At 30.8% G+C, this 13,132-nt stretch carries 6 protein-coding genes; all 6 read left to right on the top strand.

What is annotated here, in order from left to right; genetic code table 11:
- The first annotated feature begins 371 nt into the window (after positions 1 to 371).
- The 6 genes from MUN42_RS09850 (at position 372) to MUN42_RS06670 (ending at position 13,064) form a co-directional block, all read left to right on the top strand.
- Positions 372 to 6,797, top strand: coding sequence for a SpaA isopeptide-forming pilin-related protein (locus MUN42_RS09850; protein WP_243343829.1), 6,426 nt, complete (start codon positions 372 to 374; stop codon positions 6,795 to 6,797).
- A 93-nt stretch (positions 6,798 to 6,890) separates the two neighbouring features.
- On the top strand, positions 6,891 to 8,960 hold the full coding sequence (locus MUN42_RS06690) for a pilin N-terminal domain-containing protein (protein ID WP_243343828.1): 2,070 nt from the start codon (positions 6,891 to 6,893) through the stop codon (positions 8,958 to 8,960).
- A gap of 71 nt (positions 8,961 to 9,031) precedes the next feature.
- The gene (locus MUN42_RS06685; protein ID WP_243343827.1) at positions 9,032 to 10,306 is read left to right on the top strand and encodes a SpaA isopeptide-forming pilin-related protein; all 1,275 of its coding nucleotides are present in this window, start codon (positions 9,032 to 9,034) and stop codon (positions 10,304 to 10,306) included.
- Positions 10,307 to 10,431: 125 nt separating this feature from the next.
- Complete coding sequence (locus MUN42_RS06680; protein WP_243343826.1) at positions 10,432 to 11,340, top strand: class C sortase; 909 nt, start codon at positions 10,432 to 10,434, stop codon at positions 11,338 to 11,340.
- Positions 11,324 to 12,208: a class C sortase gene (locus tag MUN42_RS06675; RefSeq protein ID WP_243343824.1), complete on the top strand. Its 885-nt coding sequence runs from the start codon at positions 11,324 to 11,326 to the stop codon at positions 12,206 to 12,208. Before MUN42_RS06680 ends, MUN42_RS06675 begins: the two co-directional genes overlap by 17 nt.
- The gene (locus MUN42_RS06670; protein WP_347708765.1) at positions 12,174 to 13,064 is read left to right on the top strand and encodes a class C sortase; all 891 of its coding nucleotides are present in this window, start codon (positions 12,174 to 12,176) and stop codon (positions 13,062 to 13,064) included. Before MUN42_RS06675 ends, MUN42_RS06670 begins: the two co-directional genes overlap by 35 nt.
- Positions 13,065 to 13,132 lie beyond the last annotated feature (68 nt).

Raw genomic sequence — 13,132 nt, 5'->3', positions numbered from 1 at the left:
TAAGTTATACCTTTTGATATAACTGGAGTTACGATATTTTATTTTGATAATTCTGTGTAAAACTAGGGATGAATATTTAATATAAATCAAATATTAGATTTAAGCTTAATTTTGTACTTATCATACAAAATAAATAAATGATAAAAAAGGCAAAAAAACTCTTGACAAAATTATAAAAAAGATAGATAATATTCTTGAATAGAGATTTAGCTATATATATATATATATAAAAGTTGCTTGTATATGTCTTGATGTCAAACTTAAAACAATGCATTTTATATTAATATCTTCCGATAGGATGTATCATAAAATGAAATGCTATAAGACAAATGAGATGTAAAAAAATTATGAAAGGAGGATGTAAAGAGCAAGTGAAAAAGAAAGTTAGAAAACTGTCTGCTTTTCTTTTGGCTTCAATTATTTTACTTCAAGATATTTCACCAGTTCTTGCACAGAATGATGATAGTTATAAAACTGAATCTATAATGAGTCAAAGCATAGATGAAGATGACTTGGAATATGAGAATTCTTCAGAGAAGGAAAGTGAAACTGTAATAGATACGGGGGATGATCTAGAAAACGGGCAATATAAAATATTATCTTACCCAAAAACAGATTATAGGCTTGGAGATAAAATCGACCTTACTGGCCTTGAAATAGAGGCTAAGACCTATGACGGTGAATTATACATTTATACAGATGAAGATATCAAAAATCTTACAAATCTTCAAGGAAAAGACTTATCAAATTATTATTATGATGATTTATTCAATGATGCTTATATAAAAGATGAATCTGATGAATTTAAAGAAGAGTTAAGTAAGTATATAAGTGAAAATAAATTAGAAAAACCTAATGATAAACTCACAATAGACTTAGAAGATTTTGACCCTGTAAATATAGATATAGATGTTCAAAGAGAGGACTTGAATCTTGCACCGAAAGATTTATTTAATGCCTTAAAACTTGAAAAAGAATCTATGATGCTTTTGAATGTTGATAGACTCTCATACATAGAAGGAGAAGAAATTGACTTCGATAATTTACAAGTTCTAGGCAAGGATGCCGATGGAAACTTATCTATATATAATCTAGACGATTTAGATGTAGATACTAGTGATTTAGAACAAGCAATAAATGAAAGGTCTAATCAAAAAGCTAAGACAAAAGAAAACTTGACTAGTTTTGTTAAGATTAAAAAAGATGGCTATCAAGATTTATATCTTCCTATAACAATAAGCTCCAACAAAGAAAGCTTACAAAGTCTAGATGATAAAAATAATATAGATATGCTCTATGAGGCTTTTAAACTAGATGATAAGAACTCCATCTATACACTTAGCCTAGATGTTAAAAATCTTACAGACCTAAAAGATATCAAAGTGGACTTTAAAAACAAAGATATAGAGATAGATAGGATAGTAAAAAGTAATTATGATAAAGAAGAAGACCTAAGCCTTACAGATCCAAAATATAGAAATATAAAAGAAGAGGATTTAGAAAAGGCGAGCGACTATAAAATCCAAAATCCAATCTATTTTTCTAAAGACTTAGAAGCAGGATACAAATATGTAATATTTATAAAGGCAAAAACCGATGAAGCTTTAAAGGTTAAGCTGGAATCTAATACCTATACTCAAAAAGATGAAAAAGAAATAGAAATAAAACCTACTGAAATAAGTGCTACTGATAAGGCAAATAATTTTGTAATTTATGTGGCAAAAGGAGTTTATACAACAGTAGGGGTGGATGGTACTTTTGTTTTAAAGGATAGGAACACTGGAGAGATAAAGTATAGACAAGACAGTGTAAATAAAACTGTAACTTTTCCACAAGTTCAAACAGGCTCTTATATCTTTTACCAAGAATCTTCATCAGAATCTGGCAAAAATCCATCTCATGATGTCTACTATGTAACAATAGGTGGAACAACTCAAAAGATGAGTTTAACTAAAACCACTAATGAAACTTGGCAAGGAACGGACAACAACAGCTCCTCAGGTCAAACAGATGGTCAAGAATCTGGTGGAACGAGAGATACAACTACTAATTCAAAATATAAGGAAATTACTTTAAAATCATTTTTCACTCCACCTGCCACAATAAGAGTTAAAAATGTTAAAACAGGATTGATTAAAAGCTATGAAGCTACAAGTAGTCCTTTAACAATAAATGATTTAGAAGATGGAGAATATTATATCTATGTGTATGAACAAAAGGATCCTAATCTAATACCTCCTAAAACAGTTTATAAATATACCATAGGTAATGATATACAAATAGACACCTTAAATGTAGATGACCTAAACCTAGAACAAGTTCTCCCAAGTGATAAATTAGATAAAAAAATTCAATTTATTGCTGGTGTTGGAAGTACTTTTAGACTTAGAAATTTAAGTACTAATCAAGATATAGAATATAAGATAGATAAAAGTCCATATACTATATCTAACCTAGCCGATGGCGAATATTACCTTTGGCAATATAGTTCTGGTAAAGATAATACCAACCCATCAGATATAGTTACGAAATATATTGTAGATAAAAATGGGGCAAAGAGGATAGAAGATCTTTCGGCTTCACAATTGAATTTGCCTCAAGAAAAGATATCTCCTCAATCATCTGCTGATAAAACTTGGATTGATAGTTCTGCTCCAATTGAATTTGGTAATATGATAAATTCAAATCCAGGTTACTTTGATAGAGAACTAACTACTACTGGAAAAATAACCGTTAAAAAGAACTTTTTAGGTGAAGATAATAATCCACTTAAAGAGGGCGAGTATCCAGACCTTTACTTTGAACTTTATAAAAATGATCAGCCAACAGGTCAAAGAAAAAAATATGAACCTGGTAAAGATATAGTATTTGATATAACAGAAGGAGAAGGAGTAGATAACTCCTCTGAATATACAATAAAAGAAGTAAATGCAGATGGTAGCCTTTGGGAACACGGCAACTTTATTAGTGAAGTAAAAGGCACTACTCCTGTTGTAGAAAAAGAAGATACTATGTTTGAAAGGGATGAATTAGAATCAGAAAATGTTATAGGTTCTTATAAGGCAAAAGATGGCAATGATTATGTTTTGATTAGAGATGAAAATGGTAAAGAAATAGAAGCTATATGTTTGAATCCAAGATTAGATTCACCTGGTGCATGGGGAAGCGATGTAAGGTACAAAGAAGTTGACTTAGAAGAGGCCTATGACTTAGCAGATAGTCCGATGGTTTCTAAAGGTAATTTCACAAAAGCTATGAAACAAGTAGTAGCGTATATTTACAAAAACTATGACAGATTTGTTGTTGAGGATTTCCAAACCCATGATACAACTTACTCACAAAATATTACTGCTAATCATGATAAAAATCATCAAATCTATGTTTTAATTCAATTCGCCATGTTTTACCTAACAAATGGTAGGAGTGATGCAGAGGATTATATATACTCTAAAGATCCAACAACTGGCATAGAAAATGGTCTTGCACTTAGATTTACTATGTCACATGCTGAATATGATAGATACTATAGAGATAAAGTACTTGACATTGTAAATAATTATAGCTCTGTACCGGAAAATGAATATAAAAGAGTAGACTTTAAGCTATATTCTCCACAAGAAAAAGGACCTGCATTGACATATCAAGATGGTGGTTATGTTTATGATGATTCTGGAAACATACAATATGTAGAATATCAAAATATATTCACCTATACTATTGATTCATCAAATATAAAATGGTCAAAGGAATATACATTTACTAATACAGCCAAGAAAAACTTTGAAATAGTTAAAAAGGATGCGGCAGATGGAAGCGTCTTGCCAGGAGCAGTCTTTGGTCTTTATGATAAGGACAATAATCTAATTCGACAAGCTACAACTGACGATGAAGGCAAGATTGTATTTAAAGGCTTGGATAACGGTGAGTATATACTAAAAGAAATAACCCCACCTGCTGGCTATAGAAAAGAAGAAAAGACAAGCAAAATAACAGTTAATGGTGAATTTACTAAATGGGAAAATGAAGGGCTTGTAAGCAATAGCTTACAGTCTGGTGTGAAGACCAAAACTACAGATGTTATCTATGGTAGTAATGAAAGTAAAAAGTCTTTTCATAATGCTATGTCTTATGCAGAAAGCAAAGATCCTATTAATAATAATGAAGTACTCTTCCATTTATACCTAAAACCAGTATCAGATGAAGGCTTATCAGGTAGTGGAACAAATAAAAGAAGTGGTGTAGTCTTAGACGTTGATAACTTGGATATAAAAGACATAAGTATATATGATGTAGACCCAATTAACAGACCAAGTGTCTATGCTGCCATGACTGGACAAACAATAGGAGAAGACTTAAAATTATCTGATGGAAGCACATTGTTAGATAAAAAAATAGTATTTAACTCTAATGGTAAAGATGATAATAACCATCCAATCCATATAACTGATAGAGCTGTTGAACTAAGTGGAGATAGGGTAATTGATTTTCCAGATGATAGATTTGAAAATGACTGGGGATTCTTGGTTACTGTAAAAGCAGATATTCAAGATGTTACAAAAGAATCGTCAATAACTTATCAATTCAAGGCAACCTCAGGTCCAAATCTTAATTTAAATAGCCCTATAGATGATCAAACTACAACATTCAATGCTTATTTTGGAAAAGGTGAATTATTAAAACCATCTCTAACAGTAAATAATAGTAAAGATCAATTAGCATCATTTACTATAAACAAAAAAGATCCAGAAGGTAATCCTTTAAAGGGCGCAGAGTTTAGCTTAACAGATTCTAGTGGAAATGAAGTCGCAAAAGCTACAAGTGCTAACGATGGTAAGATTACTTTCTCAGACCTTGGAAATGGTGAATATAAGCTAAAAGAAACTAAAGCACCAGAAGGCTACAAGCTGGATGACAAATATGAATGGAATATTAGTGTTAAAGATGGAAAGGTAAGTATATCTGCTGATGAAAGTGGTTTTTATACTATAAATGATAACAATACTAATAAAACTTCTATTGATATAACAAATGAAAAACAAAAACAAGCTAAAAAAGGAAAGATTAGACTTGTAAAAACTGATGAAGATCAAACTCCTTTAGAAGGTGTAGAATTCAAACTTATAAAAAAAGATACAAAAGAAGAAATAGCTACAAAAACAACCAATGCTCAAGGTGAGATAGTATTTGAGAATCTCGACCAAGGTACTTATATTTTGAGAGAAACAAAGACCAAAGAGGGTTATATTCTTCATGATGACGTAGAAGTTGTAGTCAAAGAGGACTTTACTATATCAGATAATGATAGTCCAAGAGATTTATCAGATCAAATAAAACTTGAACTTATAGATTGGGGAAGTAGCAGGGGAAGCAAACCGTCTAAAGTTTATCCAAATAACGTAGATTCCCTATATGTTTATAACAAATATACTTTCCCTGAAAGTATAAAATCAGGTGATTATTTCTACCTTGACTTTACAAATTACTATGAACCTACAGGAATAGTAAAAGGCACTGGTCAAAATTATGATATTTTAGGACCTAATGGACTACTAGCCAAGGGTGTCTACGATGAGGAAAATAATAGGATAAAATATACATTTACTGATTATGTTAATTATTATGATGTAAAAGAAGTTGACCATTATCTTTCCCTATTTATTAATAGGTACAATATTGCTAACAATAGTAGGCTCTTCATAAAAGAAAAAGTCGGAGATGAGAGTAATGAAGTAAGGAGTGAAGAGTTTTTAGTAGATTATGGAGATATATGGGCATATCGTGACGATATGAGTGTAGGATCTTTTATAACAGATATTGATCTTGATAATAAAACTTATACACAATATGTTTATGTAAATCCACAGGGAAATACAATTACCAACAATACTAAACTTGATGTGTATAGTTACTCACCTGACTATAATGGCTCATCAGCCTACTTTACAGAAGATGACCTTGAAAACATAGAAGTATACTTAGTAGATCCTAACTCTTTACCATCATCCTTTGGTATTGGTGAAAATCTATTAACAAATCCTATAGATAAGACACCAAACTATTGGGAAGTTTCTGATGATACTTATTCATACGAATGGGTTAATAATCAAGAAGGCAAAGGCATCCACTTAGATATGGGAACAGTATTTAAGAGTGGAAAAGTAGCTATTGTCAAAGTTAATGGACACTTTGAGGACGATGGTCAAGGAATGAATACTACAGTAGAATTCTATGGTGGAAGATATGGAACTAAAGTTTATTGGGACAACTTCAATGAATTATATTATAACTTCGGTCAAGGTTCTGGAGAATTAAAACCTGAAGATGAATTGATAGTTAATGTTGATCTTGTAAATAAAGCTAATAGAATAGAATTTACCAAAGTTGGTATAGATGAGAATAATCCTGACAGTGAACCTATAAAGCTAACTGGAGTAAAGTTCGAGCTTAGAAAAAAGAATGACTCTGGAGAATTTGAGAAATATGGCACTGAAGTAAGTTCAGATGATGAAGGTAAATTCTCATTTACAAAACTTCCAGAAGGAGAATATGAAGTTTGGGAGACAAAAGCTAAAGTAGGCTATCTCTTGCCAGATGATAAGGTATCTTCCTTTAAGGTTGATGAAGATGGAAAAATAATTGATATATTAAATGATGATAGACAAATTGAAAATAATAAAATTGAGGTAAATCTTCCTATAACAGGAGGACCAGGAAGTCTTATCCTTGTAGGATGTGGTGTAGGTCTTATGATTTTAGCAATCCTAGCCTACGTAAGAAAGAAAAATAGGGGGAGATAACCCCCCTAAAAGTTTAAACCCACATTAGTGGATGTAAATTCGGTAATAATTAATAAATTATTATAAATTATTTATAAAAAAGGAGAGGAAAAAATGACACTAGGAAAAAGAATATTATCATTCTTTGTATCTCTTGTAATGGTATTAACAAATATAGTACCAGCATTTGCAGCAGGAGAAGAAGCAACAAACGAAGTTACAGAAACTGTAACTGTTCATAAGATTCTTTTAGCACAAGATAAGCTAGAAGCTCATGATCCAAATAAAGAATATGATGGAAATCAAATTCAAAACATTACAGAATTCTTTGGAGATGAAAGTGCTAAGGAAATTGCTGGAGTATATTTTGCCGTTAAAAATGCAGACGGATCAAAATATATAAAGGCAGATGGAACAGAAACAAATAATGTTGATGAGGCTATCGGTGGCTTAACTACAGAAGGTGGTATAGCTCTTAACACAGCTAATTTAAAGGGAGCATACAAAATCGTAGAAGTTCCAGAAAAATCTACTTATGTTGGAGCAGAAGGAGCAGTATTGACAGGCTCAAAGGCAGTTCCTATTGAAATCACTCTACCATTAGTAAATAATGATGGTGTAGTAACTGCAGCTCACGTTTATCCAAAAAATAGCGAAGATAAACCACTAATCGACAAGAACTTTGCTCAAGGCAATGACCTAAAGGATGTAGCTGATACAAATAACAATTCAGATGTTGGAGCAGTTTATGAAAATTATCAAAAAGAAAAAGCTACAGTAACTGCAGAATTAGGTAAAGAAGTTCCTTATGAAGTAAAAACACAAATCCCAGCTAACTCTAAATTAAAAACAGCTAAATGGGATGATAAGATGACAGAAGGTTTAACATATAAGGCTGACTCACTTAAAATTTCTGTAGGTGAAGAACAATTAGCTCCTGAAGATTACCAATTAACACAAGCAAATAATGGTTTTGTATTAACACTTACTGAATCAGGTCTTGCAAAAATCAACAATAAAGAAAGTGCAGTAGAAGTTACATTAACATATTCTGCTACAGTAAATTCATCTGCAGTAGTTGATGTTCCAGAAGCTAACGACATTATGTTCCACTATGGTAACAATCCTGGATTTGGTACAACTCCTATCCCAACAAATCCAAATGAAAACGGTGAATTAGAAGTTGTTAAAACTTGGGATGATGGTATATGGGCAGAAGGTGAAAAGGCAACCTTTAAACTTGTAGATGCTAACACAGGTAAAGATGTAACAAGAGAAGATTTAGTAAATGCTCCTGAAGATTATGAATTTAAGGGAGAAGTAGAAATCGGTTATGATGCAGTAGATGGTGGATCATATAAATGGCAATACCTAGATCCAGAAAAAGAATACAAGGCAGTTGAAATTTCTACAACACCAGGAACAGATTCTGAATACGTACAAGGTGAAGACGGAACTATCACAGTAGTAAACCACAAGACTAATAACCCTCAACCACTTAACCCAACAGAACCAAAGGTAGTAAACGGTGGTAAGAAATTTGTAAAGACAAATAACGAAGAAAAAGGATCTGAAAATCTAGAAAGATTAGCAGGAGCAGAATTCTACGTAAAACAAGGAAACAATTATCTAGTTGCTAATTCTACAAATAGCCAAGCTGTAACAGAAGCTAAAACAGCATTAGACCAAGCAGTAGCAGCTTATAACAATTTATCAGCTGAAGAACAAAGTGGTGAAGCAGGAACAACAGCTAAAGCATTAGTTGATGAAAAACAAAAAGCTTACAATGAAGCTGTTATTTCTAACGCATCTGCTTATACTCTATCAGATAAACCAGATAATGCGCTTGTTGTAGTATCTGACTCTCAAGGTAGATTTGAAGTAACAGGTTTAGCTTATGGAGATTACACATTAGAAGAAAAACAAGCTCCAAAGGGATATGCTAAGTTGAGTGGAACTGTACAATTTACAGTAGCAGCAGGTTCTTATGCAGGAACTGATACAGAATTACAATACAACGATGCAGATACAAACAATGGTTACGGACAACAAGTAAGGAATAAGAAAGTTTCTATCCCACAAACAGGTGGTATTGGTACTTTAGTATTTACAGTAGCAGGTCTTGCTATGATGAGCCTTGCATTCGTAGCTATGAGAAGAAATAAAGAAAACCTTGAAGCTTAATTAAAGATTTATAAGAAATAAAAAGAAGAGGGGTAATCTCTCTTCTTTTTAAAAATTACCAGGAGAAAATTATGAAAATGAAAGAGAATTTAATAAAATTACCATATTTTTTCCTTGTTATATTTATGGTACTTGGGATATTTTCTACTAAATCTTTTGCATCTTCTGATACTAACAATACAGAAATTTACCTTGATATAAGTGGAGAAGATATTAAAGAAAAGGACTTTAAATTAGTTTTATGGAAGGTAGACAAAGAATTTTCTGATGACAATTCGAAACTTGAATTTCTAAAGGATATTGATAACAAAGATGTAGATTATCTTTATGAAAATTATACAGATAATTATGAAATTTCATCTATTACTTTTGACAACGAGGATCAAAATACCTATATTGTATTTAATAGTGATAAATTAGCTAAAGGTTCTTATTATGTAAGGTCTTTTTATAAGAATGAAGGAGAAGATATATATAATCCTTTGAATTATTCTTTTATACTTATTCTTCCACAAGCAGAAAAAATTTATCCTAAGAAAGTTGGAAATGATTATCCTAAAGAAACAGAGATTATATTAGAAAAACTTGATGAGGATAATGAAGAAAATAAACTTTCTGGTGCCTATTTTAAACTTTATAGGATTAAAAAAGACGATAATGGAAATGAGATAGAAGAACCTGTAAAGACTAAAGATTATTCTTATGACGAAAATGGAAAAGAAGAGGAACTAGTTACAAATTCTCAAGGTATAATTAAGATTAAGAATCTACCTGTAAATGATGATCTATATTTTTTTAAAGAGATAAAAGCTCCACAAGATTATGAAATTATAGGAGATGGAAAAAGTCAAAAAGTTGGTATTTCTTCTAAAGTTAAAGTATATAACAGAAAGGTAACTAGGGGATACAAGAAATTTGTAAAGGTAGATTCTACAGATAATACTAAAACTCTTGAAGGAGCTGAATTTAATCTATATCGACAAGATGATGATAAATTTATAAAAAGCTTAAAGTCAGATTCTAAGGGAGAATTTGAAGTAAGAAATCTTGATTATGGAAAATATTATTTAAGAGAAGTGAAAGCTCCTAAGGGATATCTTTTACAAGGAAATAAAATTGAATTTGAAATATCAAAACAAGATCAGGATGATGTTGTTCAAACAAGAATTATTGAAAACAAACCAACAAATCCACCAGGAGATAATCCTAATAGAAAAGATAGCTCTAAAAAAATTACAATTCCTAAAACAGGGGACATAGCTATAATATTAATGATTATAATGGGATTCGTCCTAATAGTATTTGGTCTTAAATTTATTTTAGAAAAGGATAAGAAAAATACTTGATCATTATTTAATTTAGTTTTTTTAAAATATTTAAGAAAGTCTTAGAAAGAGTAAAGTATAAGAGATGATATATACTATATTTGAGTATTAGTAGATTTATTAAAAGCTATTGAAGGAAAAACTATATGGCAATTAAAGAGAAGAAAAGAAAAAAAGTTAATAAAAAACAGTGGATTTTTAGAATGTTTTTTCTTTTAGGACTTTTAGTCCTCCTTTACCCTTTTTTAAGTGATTTATATTATAGGGTTGATTCTAATAAGGAAATAGAAGCATATGATAAGGAGATAAAGAGTCTTTCTGAAGATGAAATAAATGAAAGAATAGGTCTTGCAAGAGCATATAATGATTCATTAAATAATCAAATTACCGATGATCCTTATTTGAGAGAAGAATATGACAAAGGAAGAGAAGCTTATGCTAGAATGCTAGAAGTTCGTGAAAAGATTGGTCATATAGAAATTCCTAAGATAAATCAAGATTTGCCTATTTATGCTGGAACAAGTGATGAAGTCTTGGAAATGGGAGTAGGGCATTTGGAAGGGACTAGCTTACCTATCGGTGGAAACTCTACACACACAGTGCTTACAGCCCATACAGGACTTCCTCAAAAGAGACTTTTCACTGATTTAAATAAGCTTAAAATAGGAGATAAATTTTATATTCACAATATAAAGGAGATTTTGGCTTATCAGGTAGATCAAATAAAAGTTGTTGAACCTAGTGATTTCGATGATCTATTGATATCTCCAGGTCATGATTATGCAACTCTTTTGACTTGTACGCCTATAATGATTAATTCTCACCGTCTTCTTGTTAGAGGTCATAGAGTTCCATATGTTCCGGCTGTTGATGAAGAATTAATTGCAGATAATAAGGCAAATTATATTTATAAATTATTATTCTACCTTGCTTTAATACTTATTATTATTCTTATAATAAGTTTAATTAGACAATATAAAATAAATAGAAGGACAGAAGATAAGATTAAAAAGCTTGAAGAAAATGGCCTAGGAGGAAATGATGAAGAAGATTAAGAACTTTATTAAAGATTCTTGGCTTTTTCTTCTTATCTTTCTTTTAGGTTTTATTATTACAATTTATCCTTTTATATCACAAGCATATTATAGATTTGATAGTAAAGATGAGATTGTAAATTTTACTAAGGAAAGTCAAAAAATTGATAAGGAAGAAGTTAATAGAAGAATAAAACTTGCTAAAGCATATAATTCAACTTTGGATTCTTCTTTAATTAAAGATCCTTTTACAGAAGAAGAGAAAAAAGAGGGGCTAAATGAATATGCAAGGATGCTTGAAATAGAAGAACTTATAGGACATGTTGAAATTCCTAAAATTTCTGAAGATATTCCAATTTATGCAGGAACTAGCGATGATGTATTGGAAAAAGGCGTAGGGCACTTGGAGGGTACTTCTCTTCCTGTAGGTGGACAAGCAACTCATACAGTTCTTACAGCTCATAGGGGACTTGTCGATAAAAAGTTATTTAGAAATCTTGATAAATTAACTTATGGTGATATTTTTTATATTCATAATATAAAAGAAACATTGGCATATAAAGTAGATCAAATAAAGGTAATAGAACCTACTAATTTTGATGATCTTTTAATAAGTGGTAAAGGAGATTATGCAACTCTCTTAACTTGTACTCCTTATATGATAAATAGTCATAGGCTTATTGTTAGAGGAGAAAGAATTCCCTATACTTCTGCAATAGATGATGGTAAAGCCAATCCTCCTGGTTTTTATCCAGATTGGTTGGAACTTTTATTATTAACTTTACCAATTATTTTGATTCTTTTATATAGTCGTTTCAGAATTTATAAAACTTCTAAAAAATTAAGAAAGCAGGTTGAATATCTTGAAGAAAAGGCAAAAGAGCATTAAAAAAACTATAGGTTATATTTTGGTTTTATTAGGGATTGCTATACCCCTAAGTGCTTTTTTAATGATGTCTTACAGAAATTTTACTGGTAAGAAATTTTATAAAGTATTTTTAGAAGAACAAAAGAAGATAAGTAATACTAAAAGGATAGAGCTTGAAAATTCTATAAATGCTTATAATGATTCTGTAAGTGTAGATGCGTATAAAAAAGGAAATAATTCATCAATAGTAGATCCTTTTGTAGCAGAAGAGTATCAGGGTTCATATCCTTCAAATCTCGATAAAAATGTACCTTTTGCTTATCTAAGAATTCCTAAAATGGATTTTTATAAGCCAATTTATTTGGATGCAACTTGGGAGCATATGGATAAGGGAGTAGCGCAAGTTGATGGAACTTCTCTTCCTGTAGGTGGTAAGGGGAAAAAGTCTGTTATAGCAGGTCATCGCGATTGGTGGGGAGATACTATGTTTTTATATCTTCACAAATTACAAAAAGGCGATAAGGTCTACATAGAAAGAGATTCTAAAGTTCTAGAATACGAAGTTGATAATTTTGAGGTAATAGACCCAAGTCAGTGGGAGAAATTACTACCAGAAGATGATAAGGACATTTTAACTCTTTTAACTTGTGAACCATTTTATCCACCAAGACCTTATAGACTTCTAGTAAATTGCAATAGAATAGTGAAAGACGAAAATAATAATAATAGTAATGACATCGAAATTAAAGAACTAAAAGAAGAAAAAACTGATCCTGAGATAAAAAAAGTAAATATGATAATTTATTTCATAAGTCTTTTTGGACTTATATCTCTAGGCTTTGTATTATATAAATTTATAATATATTTAATAAGATAATAATTATATACTCTCATAATCATGAAGATATTTATAGGCACGAATGTATAACTTTTGTGCCTATTTTC

Source organism: Anaerococcus sp. AGMB09787, from assembly GCF_022808955.1.
Lineage (GTDB): Bacteria > Bacillota > Clostridia > Tissierellales > Peptoniphilaceae > Anaerococcus.
Note: the sequence above shows the minus strand (reverse complement) of the source record. Positions and strands in the feature narration are given on the sequence as shown.